Annotated in this window: 12 protein-coding genes and 1 pseudogene; 7 read left to right on the top strand and 6 right to left on the bottom strand. The window is 59.7% G+C overall.

What is annotated here, in order from left to right; all coding sequences use genetic code 11:
• Positions 1-92 precede the first annotated feature (92 nt).
• Entirely contained in the window at positions 93-455 is a 363-nt protein-coding gene (locus QA642_RS40455; RefSeq protein ID WP_283081828.1) for a hypothetical protein, read from the top strand.
• Complete coding sequence (tnpB, locus tag QA642_RS40450) at positions 452-709, top strand: IS66 family insertion sequence element accessory protein TnpB (protein WP_271609294.1); 258 nt, start codon at positions 452-454, stop codon at positions 707-709. The genes QA642_RS40455 and tnpB overlap by 4 nt, the downstream gene beginning before the upstream one ends.
• A gap of 34 nt (positions 710-743) precedes the next feature.
• Here tnpB and QA642_RS40445 read toward each other — a convergent pair whose 3' ends face one another.
• Entirely contained in the window at positions 744-2,666 is a 1,923-nt protein-coding gene (locus tag QA642_RS40445) for a recombinase family protein (RefSeq protein ID WP_283081827.1), read from the bottom strand.
• Complete coding sequence (locus QA642_RS40440) at positions 2,659-2,832, bottom strand: hypothetical protein (RefSeq protein WP_283081826.1); 174 nt, start codon at positions 2,830-2,832, stop codon at positions 2,659-2,661. Before QA642_RS40440 ends, QA642_RS40445 begins: the two co-directional genes overlap by 8 nt.
• 503 nt (positions 2,833-3,335) lie before the next feature.
• On the opposite strand from QA642_RS40440, the gene QA642_RS40435 reads away from it, so the two are divergent.
• A complete protein-coding gene (locus QA642_RS40435) occupies positions 3,336-4,154 on the top strand; it encodes an IS66 family transposase zinc-finger binding domain-containing protein (RefSeq protein ID WP_283087078.1) in 819 nt (272 codons plus the stop codon).
• A gap of 514 nt (positions 4,155-4,668) precedes the next feature.
• On the top strand, positions 4,669-4,848 hold the full coding sequence (locus tag QA642_RS40430) for a hypothetical protein (protein WP_283081825.1): 180 nt from the start codon (positions 4,669-4,671) through the stop codon (positions 4,846-4,848).
• Between the two features lie 63 nt (positions 4,849-4,911).
• Here QA642_RS40430 and istB read toward each other — a convergent pair whose 3' ends face one another.
• Positions 4,912-5,724: an IS21-like element helper ATPase IstB gene (istB, locus tag QA642_RS40425; RefSeq protein WP_208764263.1), complete on the bottom strand. Its 813-nt coding sequence runs from the start codon at positions 5,722-5,724 to the stop codon at positions 4,912-4,914.
• Positions 5,721-7,271 carry an IS21 family transposase gene (gene istA / locus QA642_RS40420; protein ID WP_283081824.1) on the bottom strand — a complete coding sequence of 517 codons (1,551 nt, stop codon included), beginning with the start codon at positions 7,269-7,271 and terminating at the stop codon, positions 5,721-5,723. Before istA ends, istB begins: the two co-directional genes overlap by 4 nt.
• A gap of 501 nt (positions 7,272-7,772) precedes the next feature.
• Between istA and QA642_RS40415 the strand changes: the two genes are divergently transcribed.
• Both QA642_RS40415 and QA642_RS40410 read left to right on the top strand, forming a co-directional pair.
• Complete coding sequence (locus QA642_RS40415; RefSeq protein ID WP_283081823.1) at positions 7,773-8,192, top strand: transposase; 420 nt, start codon at positions 7,773-7,775, stop codon at positions 8,190-8,192.
• A gap of 148 nt (positions 8,193-8,340) precedes the next feature.
• Positions 8,341-8,657: pseudogene (locus QA642_RS40410) on the top strand (transposase); the annotation flags it as partial.
• Positions 8,658-8,684: 27 nt separating this feature from the next.
• Here the strand turns inward: QA642_RS40410 and QA642_RS40405 are convergent.
• Both QA642_RS40405 and QA642_RS40400 read right to left on the bottom strand, forming a co-directional pair.
• Positions 8,685-9,872: an IS110 family transposase gene (locus QA642_RS40405; protein WP_283087077.1), complete on the bottom strand. Its 1,188-nt coding sequence runs from the start codon at positions 9,870-9,872 to the stop codon at positions 8,685-8,687.
• Positions 9,873-11,782: 1,910 nt separating this feature from the next.
• Positions 11,783-12,319, bottom strand: coding sequence for a YopT-type cysteine protease domain-containing protein (locus QA642_RS40400; protein ID WP_283081822.1), 537 nt, complete (start codon positions 12,317-12,319; stop codon positions 11,783-11,785).
• Between the two features lie 5,790 nt (positions 12,320-18,109).
• Between QA642_RS40400 and trpD the strand changes: the two genes are divergently transcribed.
• Positions 18,110-19,123 (top strand): anthranilate phosphoribosyltransferase, encoded by a 1,014-nt coding sequence (gene trpD / locus QA642_RS40395; protein ID WP_283081821.1) that lies wholly within the window; start codon positions 18,110-18,112, stop codon positions 19,121-19,123.
• The last annotated feature ends 662 nt before the right edge of the window (positions 19,124-19,785 follow it).

Below are 19,785 nucleotides of genomic sequence, written 5' to 3'. Positions count from 1 at the left end.
GTGATCCCAAACGGGTACGCGCCAGCTGTCAGCTCGGGTTTGCAGGGGTGAGACGAATTGTGCATCAAGCGATTCGCACCGATGAGCACGGGTTGCGGCTGGAGAACTTCGTTCTCGGCTACACGATGCGCGATGGCAGATTCTTGCTATTTCGCAACTCCGCCGCCGAGCAGGTCTCGGTACCCGTGATCTGCCAACCATTTTGCTCGCGCTGCTGCGATGGCGGCGCTCGTTTTGGGCCTGAGCCGAAGGATGCCGCCGATCCCCCTGGCTTCGTACCCGCGATGGTGGTCGCGGAAGCAGGTGCGACGCCCTGTCCAGTCGCGCCGGCTAGCAGCGGCGGGTCGATCGAGATCGAGTTTGCGGCCGGGGCTCGGATGCGGATCACGGGCGCTGTCGACGCGGCGACGCCGAAGGCCGCCGTGGCCGCGCTGGCGGATGGACGCCTACGGTGATACCCATTGCTCCGGGCGTGCGGGTGTGGATTGCGACCGACCACACTGATATGCGTCGCGGCATGAACTCGCTGGGCTTGCTGGTGCAGGAAGCCTTCAAGCGAGACCCGCACGGCGGCGACCTTTATGTGGTCCGTGGCAGGATCGGCAAGCTGATCAAGATCCTTTGGCATGATTGGCTGGGCATGTCGCTCTACGCCAAGCGGCTGGAGCGCGGCCGCTTCCTGTGGCCGTCGCGGCTGATGGCGTGGTGACAATCACCCCAGTCCAGCTTGGCTACCTGCTCGATCACCCATGTTGATGCCCCTCCTTGTTAGGCTGACAGATTCTTAGATCAAGTTGTGCAATGACGTGGTTTCGAAGGTCTCCGATGGCGTGAAGAACGGATGGTGTATTCGGGAAGAGATAGGCGCCGCTGGGCTGGCGATCAATCAGCAAACGCTTGGTTCGGATCTGTACATAGAGCCAGTTCACCGGAATCTCGAGCCTTTGGGCCAGTTCGGGCGGGCTGAGGAGTGAGACGTCATGCTCCCATCGGTTGCGCTGGGTAGCGACCTTGATGGCAGCAGCACGACGGAGCCGCCCAACGGTGATAGGCAGCACCTTATCGGCGCAACGGGGAGAGCGGTGACCTTCCCGAGTAAGGATTGCGGCGATCTCGTCGTCTGGGACGCCGTCGCGAGCGAGCGTCAGCAGGCGCTCCTGCATCTCTGTGCCTCGCGTCAATCTGGTGACGGAGTTGACGCTCATCTTCACTTCGAGCTCCGTCACAGCGCCTCCCCGCCAGACGATCCTAGCCAGGGCCAAGTCGCGCTCACCGCGGTCGAGAACGACCTTTTCGATAAGACATCGCAACAGCGCCTTGCGATGCGCATCCGAGATAGTCTCGTCACCCCATATCTGCGGGAGGCGGCCGGTGAGACTGATGACCTTGTCGTTGAGCTCCTTGCTCATGGCCACTTGTGCGATGGCTTTGGACGGCGTCTGTCGGGCAAGCGCCTCTTCGGCGGCGCGTACGTCGTTTAGTGCCGCTTCCCATCGGCGCTCGAGTTCCGAGGCGACCAACCGATTATCTGGATCAGCTCGGTTGAACTGCCGTTCGGCGAGCGCCGCCGTGTACCGCTTGCGCTCGAGCTCTCGCTCTGCACTGGAGCGTAACGCATTGTTCATCTGCTGCTGCACCCGGCGGGAGCGCGACAAGGCATCGAGTTCGGCCGGCGCTAGTGCGGTTAGGAATGCGTCGCCAACGGCTGCATCGATATGGGCGGCGCGGATGTGTTGGCAGGTTGGCTGACCTTCCTGGGTACGCAGGTGATTGCATACATACTCGCCGCCGCCCTTGTAGCGGACGTACATCTTATGGCCACATCGTGCGCACCAGGCAATGCCGTGGAGCAGGAGCTCGCCATTGCGAGGCGCGCCGCGGGTTTTGATGCGCATGTATTCGGCTCGGTTATCTCTGATGACGGATCGGATTTTTTCATAAATTGGCCAGTCGATATAGGCTGGATATCGATCTTTAACGACGATCCGCCACTCCTCCATCGGCCGCGGAGCCTTTTGTGGCAGGGCACCCTCCCGCCTGGGCGGCCGGAAGCGGGTTCGTCCATAGACAAAGGCGCCCGCGTATGCGGGGTTCTTCAAGATCGCCGCGACAGCAGCCAGCGTCGCGCGCGTCCAGCACAAATCGCCATACCGATCACGACGCGGCAGTTCCAGGTCACGCTCGTTCAACGCTCGCATAACCTTGGCAACGCTGCGCAGCTGCAGGAACAACTGGAAGACGAGACCGAGCCGCCCTTGCACGGCCATGTCGGGATCCTTAACGACCACGCCGCTCGGGTCCCGCATCAGCCCGATTGGCAGCATAACCGCAAGTTCACCGCGTTCGGCTTTGGCCAGCAGGCCGGCGGTCAGCCGGCTGCGGATCGTATGTAGCTCAAGCTCGGAGATCGAACCCTTCAGCCCGAGAAGCAACCGACCGTTGGGAGTGCCCGGATCATAGACACCATCGCGGTCGGCGATCAGGCAGCCACGTAGACCACAGATATCCAGGAGCGGATACCAGTCGGTACAATTACGCGCCAAGCGGGTCACGTCGATGGACAGGATGAGTCCCACTTCACTCAGGCCAACACGGCCAACGAGTTCCTTGAAGCCGCTACGCTGTGCTATAGACGCGCCGCTCAACCCGAGATCGGCATCAATCACGTCGGATGGCCGCCTCACGCCATCCGAGTTCGCGGGCGCGCTGGCGAAGCGCGTATTGAAGGCGCAGGCTCTCCTGATTGCTTACGACCTGGTGAGGCGTCGACTGCCGGATGTAGACTACGGCTTTGCGCGCCAAGTGGCTTGGTGTGATCAACTCGGACTTCATGAGAGATCTCCGCCAAAATCGCGGCGACGTCTTCGACGATCTGGCGTCGGAGCGCGGGCGTCAGCGTCGACCAAAGATCGGCTGGATCCATGCTCATGTGCGTCGGGACAATCCGCTGTCGATAAAAGCTCGAGTAGAGCCTCCATACTCAGCTTAATCTGATTTGCTTCTTCTCCATAATATTCGATTGCGGTTGCTTGAATCAGAAGACTGCTCCCTGCGCGATACTCAACTTCATACGAAGCGGGAATGCCTCGGCCTCGCTGGCCGATCTTCCTGATCACTCGATATGAGCGGCCCCACAAAGGATGGTGGGGGTCCCTAACCTCGACCACCTCAGGAAATGATTCGTCAGACTCACTATCGGGGACATTCCTCAATCCCCTCGCTGGAGGGCATCGATTGGGGGATGCCGCAACACACGTGGCGGCCGCAGTAGCCGGCTGACCGCTGGGATTTTGAATCCGTGGCACGATCAGCAGTCCGGACAGACATTGCGTGTTGTGATTCTCTGGTCGGCGATGGGCGCTGATGGTTCTCTCCCCGACGATGTGACCACGCTGCAGGCGATTCTGCGCGCCGAGCGAGCGGCCCGGTTGGCCGCGGAGGCGGAAGCCCAGGCGGGAACATTGTTGATTGAGAAGCTCAAACTCACGATCAAGAAGCTGCGGCATGAGCAGTTCGGGCAGTCCTCCGAGCGAGGCGCGTTGCTGGACCAATTCGAGTTACAGCTTGCCGACCTGGAGAACGCGGCGCAAGCAGAGACCGCGGCGAAGGTGGCAGCCGAGAAGATTGCGGTGCCATCGTTCGAGCGCCGCAAGCAAGCTCGCCGGCCGCTGCCGGAGCAATTGCCGCGAGAGCGCATTGTCTATCCGGTGCCGGCTACCTGCCCATGCTGCGGCGACAGCCGATTGTGCAAGATTGGCGAGGACGTAACCGAGACGCTGGAGTTTATTCCGCGCCAGTGGAAGGTGATCCAGCACGTGCGCGAGAAGCTCGTCTGCCGGGCCTGCGAAGCGATGACCCAACCGCCGGCCCCCCTCGCATCCGATTGCGCGCGGGCGTGCAGGGCCCAAGCTGCTGGCCCATGTTCTGTTTGCCAATTACGGCCTGCACCCCGCTTCATCGTCAGAGCGATGTCTACCAGCGTGAAGGCATCGATCTCGACGTTTCGACGCTCGCGCAAGGGGGTAGGTGCCTACGCGGCGACCCTGATGCCTCTGGTCGAGGCGATCCGGAGTCACGTCTTCGCAGCCGAGCGCATCCACGCAGATGACAGTGTGCTGCAGAAGCACACAGAAAGGATGATCGAGATGGTCTGAGAATCTGTGTGCACAAGCTGCGGTAGCGATGAGGGCAGGCCCCTCGGGATCGACTTTCAGGAGTAGGTCTCAAATCACTTCAAGCGGCTTCGCTTAAGAGGCGTGGTCGTGAGCGTTGAAGCTAACGGTCGGGGATACCCGAACGGATACGCGTCCGAGAGACGAATGAAAATGAACCCACCGATGAACCGTCGTAACGTGGAAATTGTCGTCGAAACCAGAGGTGTGTCGTCCCTCTGGGATCAGTCCGCCGGAGGCCTGAAGACTGGGCGGGCGGCGACCGGCGTTGAGGGGGCGTGAATCGGATGCAGGCGCTGTCGCGGAACTGCAGGAACCAGTCGCTCCGATGGAAAGGGAGAAGCACAAGCGGAGAAGACCGTGAGGCGAGATTACCGACGCGGAGCACTGGGACGGACCGATCCGTATTAGCGACGAAGGCTCGTAATGGGGCCGGAGCGAAGGGATCGGATCAGGTGGGCTGGCCATCGTCACAACTGGCGACAGGAGGATGTCGATGAACCAGCCGAGCAAGCCGTTCAACATCGACAAGAGAGAGGTGTACGAAGCATATCTGCAGGTGCGATCCAATGGTGGCGCAGCCGGCGTCGACGGAGTGACGATTGAGCAGTGTAGCGCGGCAATCTGGGTAGGAAGTGCGCGGCGATCAGGATGGCGAGGCAGTGTCGCGGCCTGATGATGATTGCCGCGATGATTGTCGCGCGCAAGAGTTTTGTTGAACTCTGATTGTCGCGCAGCGTCAATCAGCCACGGTTTTAGGTGTCGCGTGCGATGGCGGCCGTCCTGGACCGCGTTTTCGTTCGAGGGCGGTCCGTCTGCGATAGCTCTCGACGTTCATCTCGACGATGGTGGCGTGGTGAACGAGGCGATCGATAGCGGCGAGGGTCATTGCGGGATCCGGGAAGACCCTGTTCCATTCGCCGAATGGCTGATTGGCGGTGATCAGCATCGAGCGGCGCTCGTAGCGTGCACTGATGAGCTCGAACAGCACGCTGGTCTCGGCCTGATCCTTGGTGACGTAAGCGAGATCATCAAGAATCAGGAGATCGAAGCGATCGAGACGATTGATGGCCGCCTCGAGGTTAAGCTCGCGTCGCGCTAGCTGGAGCTTCTGCACGAGATCGGTGGTCCGGGTGAAGAGGACGCGCCATCCGTTCTCGATGAGGGCCAGGCCAATCGCTGCCGCCAAGTGGCTCTTTCCGCCGCCGGGCGGGCCGAACAACAGCAAATTGGCGCCCTTGCCCAGCCAGCTGTCACCGGCGGCGAGCGCCATCACCTGCGCCTTCGAGATCATCGGCACGGCTTCGAAGTCGAAGCTGTCGAAGGTCTTTCCGGCGGGCAAACGTGCTTCGACAAGGTGTCGTTCGATCCGACGGCGGCCGCGTTCGGCGATCTCGTGCTCGGCGATGGTCGCGAGGAAGCGGCCGGCCGGCCAGCCTTCCTTGTCGGACTGTTCGGCAAATTGCGCCCACAGCACCTTGATGGCAGGCAGCCGGAGCTCATTGAGCAACAGATTGAGGCGCGCGGCATCCACCGTGTTCGTTACGCTCATGCGGCACCTCCGGTCTCGGCGGTACCGATGAGGCATTCGTAGGTCGCAAGCGGCACGAGCTGCACCACGACGTTCGGCAGGTTGGCGGGATCGGGGGCGAAGTGAGCACGTAGCCGGTTGAGGTCGGGCAGTCGGCCGGCCTCGAGGTCGGCGGAGAGCTGATCGGCGAGTTCGGTCTCGCAGCCGCGTTCATGAGCGAGCGCGAGGAGATCGACCATGATCCGGCAGGCTTTTTTGTCCGGCAAGCGTTCGCGCAAGCGATCGAAGGTCTTCCGATAGGCATCGCGCGGGAACAGCCGATCTCGGTAGACCAGATTGAGAAGCGCCATCGGCTTGCGCCGCAGGGAATGGATCACGTGCCGATAATCGACGACCTGGTCGTACTTGCCATTGGGATGCGGCCGCCCACGCGGCAGGGTGACGAGATGGGTGCCGCCGACGAACACGTCGAGACGATCATCGTAAAGGCGCACCCGCAGCCGGTGACCGATCAGGCGCGATGGCACCGTGTAGAACACCTTGCGCAGGGTGAAGCCGCCGGACGATGTCACGCGGACGATCACCTCTTCGTAGTCGGAGGTGCGCCGATCGGGCAGCTCCTGCAACACCACGCGCTCGCTATCGATCCGCTTGGCGTTGCGGGCATTACGGCGGCTGACGATCTCGTCGATGAAGCCGCGATAGGTGGCAAGATCATCGAAGTCGACAGTTCCGCGCAGCAGCAAGGCATCCGCGATTGCTCGCTTGAGATGACCGTGGGGCCCTTCGATCGAACCATTCTCGTGAGCAACACCTCGATTGTTGCGGGAAGGCCGCATGCCGTAATGGGCACAAAGGGCCTCGTATCGCTGCGTCAGATCGTCCCGTGCATCACGATCGAGATTGCAGAATGCGGCCGACAGACTGTCGGTCCGATGCTCCCGCGGCGCCCCACCGAGCGACCAGAGGGCATTCTGCAGGCCTTCGGCCAAGGCAACAAAGCTCTCGCCGCCAAGCACGACATGGGCGTGCTCGAACCCGCAATAGGCCAAACGGAAGTGATAGAGACGATGATCGAGCGGTGCACCCGCAATCGTAACACCCAACTCGTCCATGTCTGTGAAGTCGGAGAGGCCGAGTTGGCCAGGCTCGTGGGTTTGGCGGAAGATCACCTCCTGCTCCTCGCCGTGGATCGCCCGCCATGCACGGATCCGACGTTCCAGGGTACGACGGATACCGCTGCCGAGATCCGGATGACGCCGTAGCATCTCCTCGAACACCGCCACCGGCCGTAAGCCAGGTGCCGCCTTCAAGATCGGGACGATCTCGGTCTCGAACACGTCGCTCAGCGGGTCCGGCCGTCGCCGGCCGCGGGGCGCCTTCCTTTGCGATGGAAATCGGGGGTCTCTCTCGATCCGATAGGCGGTCGACGCACTGAATGATGCCTTGGCCGCCGCCACTGGCGGGCTATCGGTCTGACGGTACTTCATGTAGAGCCTCATCTGGTGATCTGTGATGTGTCGGCCGGGCACGCGAGTGATTCCTCTTGGCGGAAGAACCACTTGCATAACCCCGCCGGCCGCGATCACCAGTCGGCGCGGTCCTCCTCGGGATCGCGCCGACGCTGGGCTCGTAACTCCGGTCGGGCTACGCCCTCCCTACGTCACGAGCCCAGCGAAACTCTCTCACCTTGATTGACGCTGCCTTCCATCCTGATCGCCGCGCGACACTGTACATGGCCGCCGCACGCCGTCCGCCGCGATCGGAGCCGCAGAACAGCCAGGACTTTCGGCCAAGAGCAATGCCCCTCAGCCCTCGCTCGGCGGCATTGTTAAAGGGCATGATGTTTTCAGCGCTCAAACCCGGTGGAGAGGACTGGTCGTCCGGATTAGTCTGTCGAAGCCGGGATAGGGGCGCTGGAGCACGAAACGGTGGCAGGCCGCCATGACCATGAGCTGTGAGCTCGCTTTGTTACTTGGCCGCCCCCTACGACTTGCCCGGCTGCGCTGCGAGCGCGGATCCGTAGATGTCGTGCAAGCCACTGGCTCCTGAGACAAGGAGAACCAAGCATGCAAATCGTCGGCATGGACATCCACCGATCGTTCGCCCAGGTGGCGATCCTGGAGGACGGAACAATAATCCGACAGCTCCGCGTAGATCTCGTCCACGATCGGCTTGTCGCCTTTGCCAAGACACTCAGCCTCGAAGATGAGGTGGTCATCGAGGTGACGGGCAACAGCGCGGCTGTCGAACGTATTCTGCGCCCGCACGTTAAGCGCGTCGCGGTCGCCAATCCGAGGCTCGTTCGGGCGATTGCCTATGCGCGAGTCAAAACGGACAAGGTCGATGCTGGGACCCTGGCAAAGTTGCATGCTGCCGGCTTCTTGCCGGAGGTCTGGGTTGCTGACGAGGACACCTACAGCCGCCGGCGCCAGATGGCCGAGCGCGCTGGCGTCTTGGCGCAGATCATCCGGATTAAAGGACCATGAAGAATTCCGACAGGCTGCTATGAGGGCCTAACCTAATCTCGCTCCGGTCAGACACCTCGATGTCGAGATCGAGCGCACCATCAACGGCCGGGACGCCGACGAGCGTCCCGCTGTGCGTAACGAAAAGAGCAAGCCGCTTCTTGAGTACATGCACGACTTAGAGAATGCCCGGCGCAACGCAGCCGGCAAGAAGGAAATCCCGCTCCCGCCGATCGCGATCGAGTCGTGCGGAGGATCGATGCACTGTTCGAGATCGAGCGCTCCATCAATGGCAAGAGTGTCGAGAAGCGACTTCAGGTGCGGCAGACGCTGAGCCGTCCCTTGATCGATGATCTTCAGGTCTACATGCGGGAACAACTCGCCAAGCTCTCCCGTGGGCATGACCTGGCCAAGGCGTTCAACTACATCCTGAAGCGCTGGACGAGCTTCACCTTGTTCCTCGAGGACGGGCGCGTGTGCCTCTCCACGGATGGTGTTGAGAAGTCCTTACCTTCAGTTCGTGGCAACTTTTTTTGGTTTTTCCTTCCAGGCAGCCACCATGCGTTCGTAGGCCTGCTCGACGCGTGCGACGTAACCAGCTTCCCGTTCGCGGAGTTCCTTGATCCAATAGTCCCGGCCCGGGCCAGCCTTGCCGTAGGCACGGGGAGCCCCAGCCTTCAGAGCCACCTTCCGGAGTTTCATCGCCGTGAACGCTGGCCGCGCGTAAGCGTAGTCCTTCCCGGTCGTCAGGACGTGCCAGATCATGACTGCGAGCTTGCGCGCCGTCGCGACGGCTGCGACCCCGGCCCCGTGCTTTTTCTGCGTTCGGTTGAAGAATGCTCGCAACGGACCCGGCGCCGTCTTGGCTGACCACGCCGCCTCAACCAGCATCTTGCGGGCGTCACGGTTGCCCTGCTTCGAGATCCGGCCATGCCGTGCCGGGTGCTCGCCTGACTGCCGAACCCGCGGAGTCAACCCGAAATAGCTGCTGAGCTTATCCGGCGACGGGAAGCGTGCGATGTCGCCGATGGAGGTCAGTACACTCGATGCGACAACCGAACTCACGCCGGGGATCGTCATCAGCTTGAGAGCCCGTGGATCGTCCAGAGCCTGCTGGGCCACGACTTCGTCGATCTCCGACAGTTGCTTCGTCACGCGTTCGAGTTCCACGATCACACGCCAGAGCATTGCACGCTCCTCCGATGGGAGAGGCAGACTGTCCAGCCAATGCTGTCCGCGCTTGCCGAAGAGATAGCCTTTGTAGGGCGGGATGAGGTTGGCATGCAGGATAGCCTTCATGCGTCCTTTAATCCGGATGATCTGCGCCAAGACGCCAGCGCGCTCGGCCATCTGGCGCCGGCGGCTGTAGGTGTCCTCGTCAGCAACCCAGACCTCCGGCAAGAAGCCGGCAGCATGCAACTTTGCCAGGGTCCCAGCATCGACCTTGTCCGTTTTGACTCGCGCATAGGCAATCGCCCGAACGAGCCTCGGATTGGCGACCGCGACGCGCTTAACGTGCGGGCGCAGAATACGTTCGACAGCCGCGCTGTTGCCCGTCACCTCGATGACCACCTCATCTTCGAGGCTGAGTGTCTTGGCAAAGGCGACAAGCCGATCGTGGACGAGATCTACGCGGAGCTGTCGGATTATTGCTCCGTCCTCCAGGATCGCCACCTGGGCGAACGATCGGTGGATGTCCATGCCGACGATTTGCATGCTTGGTTCTCCTTGTCTCCTGCCACCGTACGCTAGCCTCACGTCCAAAAACTCAATTGAGCTGACCCTATTATGGATAGGCTTTCCAGAAGCTGACGAGGCCGTCGCTCGTGAAGCAATGCATCGCCACATCGGCAAAAAGGAAACTGCCCCGCAGCTCTCAATCGTCGCGGGGCTTCCGCTCTGGAGGGCACGCTTCGCGAGCGGCTTGCTCGGACTCGCGGGGCAGCTGTTTCAGGAGAGACTACCGTGCGATTTCGGCCACAATATCGACAAACGATGAGTCGTGAACAGTAAGCGTAGATCGGATCCCGTTTTGATTGGCGCTTCACGGTTATCTTGGCCCGCGTGATGCGCTGACGCGCCTTCCAGCTTCCGGACAATGCGAAGACACCGGCATCACTGTCCGCTATGAAGCGGCGATAAAATCTATGGGCCGCACGGGCCGCATATGTACGTGCTCGGGAAAAGACGGGTCACCTGTGACATCGAGCTATTCGACATCGTCCGACACACCGCCGACAACCTTCGGAGGACGCGACCGAGGGCATCGGATAACAGTGAAAGGCCGCCCGTTGGACTGGTTTCCGATCCCTTTGCCCGGCTGTCGTCGAAGTCGCGGAGGTAAAGGATCGTCTTTCGTGAATGATGTCGCAGAGCCGCGCCTTGCAAATATCGATGGGCTTCTGCTGACACCTTCTCGCGGCACATGGCATATGCGAGTTTCACGACCTCTTTGAAGAGATCGGCTTATGTCTATGCTTAACCATACCCTTAAGTCGGACGTCCGCTGGACAGATGGGTGGCTTCCAGCCAGGATGGCATCGCCCCACACCGGCCGCTTTCGTTTTGTGAATCGCGTCGGGTTCGTCAGCTTTCGGAAAGCTAGTCCTTCTACAGTGACATGGAAGTTAGCGGCGCGTGGTAGGGACAGCGCTTGCCCCGTGTATGCGTGGGGCTTTCGGGCGCCGAGTCACGTTTCTGCTAACTTCAACCAGTGCGGGCGTGGCAGCGACAGCGTCTGATTCACCGTCCTGACCAGCGCCGAGTCGCGCCCGCGCTGCTTCCGGTGCAACACTGGGATCATATGTAAGTCATCGGATCTTCCAGATCAAACCAACAGCCAGCTCAGCAGAGAGGGGGTCCAGGCCGTAAATTCGAAAATTGTTGAATGAGCTTGTAGTCGGCTCGCCCCAAAAGTTTGCCGTTAGGCTTGGAACGAACATAGTGCATAGTTTTCACTTTCGGTTCTGATGTTGAGATCTTCAAGCAGATCCGGACCACAGCAAAAGCGGAATGACGAGGACAAGCACGGATTGTTGCCGAGCTCATGGCGAGCGTCGTCTCGGTCGTGCGCTGGTGCGACGGCACGCATTGTCGTTGACAGCAGCTGCTTGCCTGGCGAGGTCAGTGGAGAAGCGGCCGGCGACGATTCCAAAGCAGACGAAAATACAACTTGTGCCGATTGTGTTGGATGCGTGGTGCCCGCCCTTAGCCCTGAGCGCAAGGGCTAAAGGCGTCGAAACCCACACGAGGAGCTTAGCCAACTTAAAGGAAAGTCTAACGGGCCACCGTTCCTGCTTGAGTGCAAGCGCAGCCCATCCAGGCTTTGACGCGCCAGGGCACGAGCTCATCAATCTGAGTGACCGGCCAGCCTCTCTCTGGGCATTTTCTCCTCGCTGCATTACTTCCAGAGAGCTTCCACCGAGCATGGCGCTCCAATGTCGGAAGGGGGCGCCCTGAGCTCTGCTTCACGTCGGGCGCGCGTTGAGGGCGCCACAATCCGTGTTCCCTGCCGTGGTTGCAATGCCGGACGCGTTGCGGGTGTCCGGCATCGATCGCGAAAGGGTCCACTCGCGCGCCTCGGCCAAGTATCTTTGCAACGTCCCAAACACTCACGTCATCCTTAGTGTGACGACGGTCGATATATCATTTCGGTTCGGGTTCCTGTAGCGGTCGGCGAGACTTTTGAACAACTCACCCATCTGATCTGAGCGAACAGTAAATTCCCCATAATTGGGATCAAAGAGTGTCGTCATTCCATTCGATGTCGACGTTACGATTGTGTGGGCGCCACCTGCGGCGAAACGCAAGCTGACCAAGAAGATCGACCCATCGTCGGCGACCTCATTCACGATCTGCTCAATGCGCGAAGATGTACCAAACCTATATCGCGTCTCTTGGGCGAACGGCTCTAGGCCGGCTTCGCGTAACATCGTACTTTTTGCCTGAAGGTCGTGGGAACCTTCCGCCCTGTTGCTTCGCAACAGACTCTTGAGGTCTTCATACCGCTGCTGCCGCATTGCCGCTGATCTGTGATTTTGAGTCCCCGGGCGCAGCGCCGTCATCCGGGATGATGGGCTACTCGGGAGATTGAGGAGCCACTCCGCTGCCAAGCCAACGCAGATTCCGTTGACATTGGCGCCGGACAATTCCGCAGTCCTGTATTCGAACAGAGGACGAATAGGCCTCGCTGGAGACGATGGATTTGAGCTGGAGGACAGAGAGGATGTGCTGGGCTCCGAGGTGCTTGGACTGTAAATGATTGCATTTGAGGTCTGTGGCTTGCTGCAGCAGAGGCCCATTTTGTCGGACAATTCCCCGCATGGCGGGCTCTCCCGTTGAGCGAGATCCGTCATTGCTTGAGCAAATTGGTAACTGTCCGCCGACCCACTCGGTTCGTCAGCTTGATTAGGGCGCGTGGATCGGTCACTAACTCGATTATACATGCCGGTTCGCCTGCTTCTTCAGCGTACGTTTCCTCAGAGCGAGCGCGGGCTGCTTACGCTCTGCCTGCGAATGATCTTGTGGCAAGCTGACGACGAGCTGACAACCAGATAAATTAGCGAAGCTACCGCCCCGCGCCTAATTAGTATCTCGACCGACGCTGCTCACGAGCCCGCTCCAGATGCGGGATTGTGGCCGGCGAGCTGATGACTGTCGCACAGCGACGGCAGGCCCGACCTTCTGCAATTCCGGATGCAGTCAGGTGATGGGGCGAGAGCGCCTTCGTCACTGAATGAGACCGTCGCCTTGGCCTCGATCTCACAACCATCGCGTTACGCCGCCGGTCGGCACACACTTCTCGCTCCAAAGAGTGCGCAATTCGCGCCGTCGGATCGCCCAGTGATGCCTTGTGAGGATGATCGTCGGCCTGGCGAGATGCTGTTGTTGCCGCCGAACCGCGCTCAGCACGGCTCCGCATTCTTTACCGGGGTCAGTGCACTGTTAGCTTCTCCCGGTCGATAGTAGCTAATTCGGCTGCCCCCCGCGCACGGCTACGGTCAATTGATCCTAACATATACACGCTCTTGGCGCCTCGGTCCGGCGGCGCCGAATCGGTCTTCTGCAGCCGCTCGGCGTCACCTTGCGCTTGGATATTCCTAATCAGCTCATCATGGTGCCGCGCTCATCCGCGCGAACAACATTGCTGCCTCTGAGGGCCCTAGTCCAACGATGCCTACAAAGCTCGGCGGCGGCATCGGGATGTCCCGATGAGTGGGTCTCCACAGGTGAAGGCAATATCGGCTGTTATTCACATACTGCGAATATGGCGGATGCAGTTGCATGACGCATTCCTCTTCATCCCAGAACAGGTCTTTTACAAAGCACATCTCTTCCCAATTCGGACAGCGCCGCGGCGTCGAGACCGCAACATGCTCCCAGCCAGGACGAACAAATCCACTTATCTTTAGTTCACACCCGCAAGGCCCCTGCACAAGGAACACGCCGCAAGGACCTGATCCCGGAACCGTAGCGAACCGGCCGTGTTGCACGCGGCCGGCCTCCAGCTTGTCTATCAACTGCGCTCGCACGCCCGCTCCTTTGCTTTTCGGAGGGCCTTAAGACCGACGCGGATTACGTTGTCTCGCAAACCGTTACTGTACCGCTCTTCAGAGCACCATCTGAGAAAGCCGCAGATGTCCATCATCACTCGTTCTCCTGCTATAGTCTTCTAACGATCGCATCGTGGGCGGAACGCCCTCAGGGGCCACCGATTACGTGAGTACGAGCGGTAGCACGATCTGGGCGATGGCGAATCGGTCCGCCGACCGCACCTTCCCGGCTCATAGTTACAACTCGTCATCGAGCCCCTTTCATGCAAAGCATCTTACTCATCGATGCCGGCCAGTATTGGTCGCACATCGCCGAATACAGCGCGCATCAGCAACACTTATGTCTGCCATCGCTCTCCCGCGCTTCAAGCAAGCGTTAGTACGCATTCATGTCATCGCGCTTGAACGCAAGAAACTGGCGGCACCCTCTCTTCAATGAATTGGTCGTCATCATGGCATTCTCTCTATAGTGGGCCTTGACATCTAGATTCCATGGTGTCTGGCAAAGCCAGTGATGGCTCCAGCTGATCCGACGATATTACTGCTTGGCGAGATCGTGCCTGATCATTCACGGCTTTCTCGTCGATTCTGAACAGTGGCAATGCGCCCGACACGATAGAAACAGGGTGCGCGAATCGGCCTGCGCCCAGAGCCGCGGACGCCTGGCATGAACTGACGTCGAACCGACGACATCGAGCGGATCGCCTGCCATCTCGGCCTCTCCTCGTAAGCTAACGGTCAGGAACAATGATTAGTCGATCTCAATCATCGTCGGCCGATCTCCACGCGACGCTACGATGCGAATTCGAACTCATTGCTCAGGGTATGGCGCTCGCGATACGCTCAGCCTTTTGCAGCTAATGCGGGTGTTGTCTTTCAGACATGGACGTCGAGAATCCGACCTCTGGCAGCGGCTCTATGTCGCCAACGCCCGACCTACGCGCTTTTGGTGGCATCAAAGCGGTGCGGATACTTCTGCCTCGTGGCATGTAGATTGCTGCGGTGACGGAAAGCGACGCTAACTGTACCGATGATACGCGAGCATACCATCGGACGGAGGCTCGCCGCGCAACAGACAAACATTCCGATACTCTCCTTGCAAGAGGACCGCGAGATTATGAGTGGTACGAGGCATGCGAAGTCCGGCATTTCTCAGCGGACCAGCGCGACGTCTGATGAAATGACGCATTGGCGAGCACCAAAGCACCCACCGATCAGGCATTACGGCGCCGATTGTCGCTCCCGGTCGGCGCAAAGGAGGTGGAACCCTTGGCCGCTGGCCGCACTCCTCATAAATGTGCTGCTTTGGGCCGGGCTCTACTGGATCATTGCAGCGTTCTTCTGAATAAGCTGGCGGATGGCAGAGGCGCTAGGCGCTTTGCGACGCCTCTCGCATCCGCGGCCGCACCGTATAGGCACGCACCATCAATGACGCAGATATCTCGAATTGGCGAAACTGATATGCCATTGCAGCCGCAACGAAGTTCCACATACTGACCTGTAACAGCTGAACGTTCTGGCGCGGATTGGCTCCGGGCTTCCGCGTTACTGCGACGCATAGACTGGAAATTGAGGTCTAGGCTGCGCATTTTCTTATGAGTATTTGCTTTCGAGAAGCTGACTAAGGAAGTAGGGCTGAAGGAGCGTTGGGCAGGCGGATTGCTCCGCCTTATATGTCGCTATCTGGAGCGCGGGACAGGACCGTCAGGATGCCCCGCCCTACGGTGCCCCCTCAACGTCCCTTCCACGCACTGACTTGCTTGCTGTGCGACATCTGCGTGGCCATTGGGTCGGATAGCGATCAACACTTTACAGCTCTTCCTCGCGTCACGTATCGTCCTCGTCTTTGTGCATCTGCCACACGTGGGCGCGCCGAGCTAGCTTGTCGTATTCCACGGCAATTTTGAGCAGCCTGTCTTTGGCTCTCCCGTCAGCGAGCGCTTCCGCTTTCTTTCGCGTTGCTTCCGCACGGCCTCGCCAGTGCTCGGGTTGGTAGAGTTTACTTTTCGTATTCATGCCGAGAGCATGCAATTCGCAGATCAAAGAAATGCGACACCGGCGCTCCGTATAATCACGTAACAGCGAGGCTCGCACAAAGAATGCACAGCCTCGACATCCTCAGACGATTAGACGCACGAAGGGACTTGAATCACACGTAGCGTTAGATTGTACGATCCTAGACAAGCGGGAACCACCTCCGACAATCCAGGCCGTTCCAGACACGTCAAGAGAATCGCGAATGTTTCAGATATCCAAACTCACCTGGCGCGACTCGGTCAGGACGCTAAGATCCTCAAGGTGCATCCTTGTCCGCGCTGCGTCGGAGCTGCTCCTATCGCGACTGGACGAAATCGCGCGTTTCGAGCTCTACACGGCGGGCGCTCCCATCACCGCAACCTCAGCGCAACGCCAGACGGAGACTCCATCCCAGATACCTCACCCAACGTCTTCACATTACGCGGAACACAGGCGCGACTGTAGCAAACATAGTCTCGGCGAGCGCCATCATGATTCGCTCTGAACGATCGAATGCATCATGAACAGTGGCTTGGCGCACCTGCGGGTTTTGCCTGCTCTCCATGCCTCGCGATAGGGCCATGCCCTTCATCCCGGCGTCGCGCCGGCTACGGCGTCATTGGTCAGTCGGTGGTAGCTTGCGCCAGAGTACCTGAGCACATGTCAGGCCCAAACAGTGCCTCGCGACATCCAGGCATGCACCGAACCACTGGATGCTCCCGAATGATTACTTGCTGGGCCAGCTCAGCCGCCAGTACTTCCACTCTTCGTGGTGCTCCGCCACTACAGCAGGTGTTGTTTCTGTCGTGCCGGACGGATGACCAGCACCGCACGAACGCAAAAGCGGAAGAACGAGCATGCCGGCACCTTCCTTAAGCAGTTCCGGCCTGTTTCCTGGCTGACAGGTCACGTTGCGCTTCGCGCAGGAAGATCAGTAACGCAGCCAACCGGACTTGAATGGATATCATGACTCAAAATCAACGAAGTCAGTTGGCTTCGCGCCTCACAATCTCCCGCTGCGCCATTGCTCTTGTCGCCGCAATGACGGCTGTAATCCCAGGGCCGGTCAACGCGCGCGATGAAACGCCGACCGCAGAAGAGAAAGAGGCTTGCATGGAGGACGTGTTCCGCCTTTGTAGCAGCCACATACCAGATCGCACCGCTATCACTGCCTGCCTCAGATCCAAGCAAGCGAGCCTCAGTCAGCGATGTCGCTACGTGATCTCCGTGCGAGACACTGGCAAGAAAAGCAGCGACTCGAAGTGAATGTGGCGGCCTGTTCATGTGCCTATCCGGGGAAGTGATCCCAGCGTGACCTGCAGGATGGTCACCCGCGGTCAGGTGACGAGCATGGCCGCCCACAATTGACCAACGCTATGGTTCAGTCGCGCTTGTCGAGATAGGCGAGTGCAGAAGTAACCCTTCGATTGATTGCCAATAGGGGTGTGGCGTACGTTATCAAAACGCTGCACAAGCTTGAAATTCGCTTGCAATCCTACCATGAGGTTGATGCGGAACCCCTCTTCGAGCGCGAATGTTCGGTGCAGCCCATTTGCAAAGTTCGTCCAGGACCTGCACTTTCGCAGTCCGACATTGTTTCAACTGGGCATGCAATCGAGCTCAGGCCCTGCGCGGCGGCTCCGATACGCGTATACGTCCCGCCCAAGCAAAGTACTTCGTCTCGATCCGCATGGCGTATGGATCGACAGCGGCATCATGCAAGGCAGGCACATCACGCCGTTCCATGATCTCCAAAATCATCTTGCTACCGCAGAGGCTGCTCTGAACACCGATCGCCTCGACGCGCCACAGCAGGGCGTATTCTGCTGTAAGGCAGAACCGAACATGACCGGCCCTCACGCGGGCGGATCAACGGGACGCGTCCATCGCACTATGAACGGGCCACCTTCATTTACAACCAGGTGGGGTTATTGTGTAGAGCCAGCTGAGATCGGGCTCGACCTCCCCATCACGGATAGCCTGGAAGCAGGTAGATGAAGCCGCTTCAACGGTTCGCCACCGCGGCGACGGCAGGCTATAAGAAGGATGAGGTGATCCGGCCGGAACACCGCGACATAAGGCCATTGCCGCCAAAAAACAGCGTCATCAGTCCTGCGACAAGCAACTGCAGTGTTCTAGCTGACCGACGATCTCCTCTCGACGGCACCACCGAAATGGAGAGCTTGACCCTCACGTAGCGTCAGGTTGTAGCCTCACCAAGCATGCCCACACTCAACCGCCTGCCGCCTCAAGCATCAATGAGGCCATGCCACGTGGGACGGGCCACTGCATCAAGGCAATCGGTGCCGGGTCTCTTCAACGATGTCTTGCGGAAGAGCTCGAGGTTTGGACAGGAACGTGTAAAGTTCGATGGAAGTGCTTAGATCGATCATGGGCAAAGTTGCCACAGGCGCCACTCTGACGCGTGAGGAAACTGCGTCAGCCTTCGACAGCATGATGTCGGGTTACGCGACTCCCTCGCAAATCGGCGCCTTGTTGATGGGGATGCGGGTCCGGGGCGAAACGGTCGAAGAAGTCACTGGCGCCGCCTTGGCGATGCGGAATAGAATGCCGCGGGTCGAGCCGACATGCGACCCCGTCGGCCTCGCTGGCACGAGCAAGACCCCTATGCATTCGGTCAACGTGTCGACGTGTGCTTCCTTCATCGTCGCCGGGGCCGGCATTCCTGTGGTCAAGCATGCCAACCGCGCTGCGTCTTCGGGTTCAAGCGCCCCAGTCGTGTTGGCGCGCCTCGGTGTAAAGGTTGATCTCAAGCCTGACGCGATTGCACGTTGCGTGCAGGAAGCCAACATCGGCTTCGTGTTTGCGTCAGCCCATTATCCGGCGATGCAGCGCATCGGGCAGATCCGGGCCGCAGTTGGAACCCATACGACCTTTGATCTGATCGAGGCTCTGTGCAATCCGGCCGGGGTCAAGCGACAGATCGTTGGGGTATTTTCTGCCCAATGGGTGCAGCCTCTGGCGTACGTCTTGAAGAACCTTGGTGCCGAGTCGGTATGGGTTGTTCATGGCTCGGACGGGCTCGACGAAATAACCCTCACCGGCCCAACGTTTGTTGCTGCGCTTGAGGCGGGTATAGTCCGCACCTTCGAAGTGACGCCGGAACAAGCTGGGCTCCCCCGCCGCCGCAACGACGCGCTGGAAAGCAGCGATGCGGAGACTAATGCCGTTGCGCTGCAAAATGTGCTTGATGGCGTACCAGGTCCATTTCGCGACGCCGCACTTTTGAACGCGGCAGCGGCGTTGGTCGTGGCTGGGCGGGCCTCGACCCTGCAGGAAGGCGTAGCACTTGGACAAGAATCACTCGATCGCGGCGCCGCAGCCGCTCGACTGAAGCGCCTGATCGCGATTTCGAACGCCTGACAGGCGAGCTGACCGATCTTCCAGTATTGCGACCAGGTGCTGCTGTTCACGAGCGCGACAATATTGGAGCCACGAATGCACGTCATTTCTGCGAGATTTCAAGGAGCCTGCGCCGCCAGCGCTCGTCCTGACGAAAGCAATTCGCGCCGAGCCCGGGCGCGAGAGCTAGCCTTCTTCGCGATGAGAGCCTGTCGCAGCCCACATTGCCAAGGTGAGGACCCGCAATGAAACGTGCTGCGCGCCTAAGGAGATGATGATGTCCCGGCAGAGGATTGAAACACTCGGATCTATTGCTGCGATAGAACACATCATACGGAAGTTTCGGGAATTGATCGATACGGATAGCTCAATCCCACCGGAGTTGCGGGGTGTGCTGCACGCGACGCTCGATGAGCATCTTCTCGCGGCAAAAACACGTGTTCTCCTAAAAGTACATTAGGCGCGCGCCGATGCCGTCTACATGCGGAGAAACTCTGGCAGGCGCGCTGTTACCGCAATCGGCATCATTCCCTCCCCACGGGGCCGAGCCAGATTCCAGCCCAGCTGTTTGGATCGCGACCACGATTCCCTGTGCACCGGCGCGTCGCCGGGCTGCTCAGCGCGGTTTGCTGTTTAATGGACGCCCTGTCGAAACAGAGGCGACGGCAATTCTTAGTTCTGCC

The organism is Bradyrhizobium sp. CB2312, assembly GCF_029714425.1.
Classification (GTDB): Bacteria; Pseudomonadota; Alphaproteobacteria; order Rhizobiales; family Xanthobacteraceae; genus Bradyrhizobium.
The sequence above is the reverse complement of the archived record's forward strand: the minus strand, read 5'-3'. Positions and strand labels throughout refer to the sequence as shown.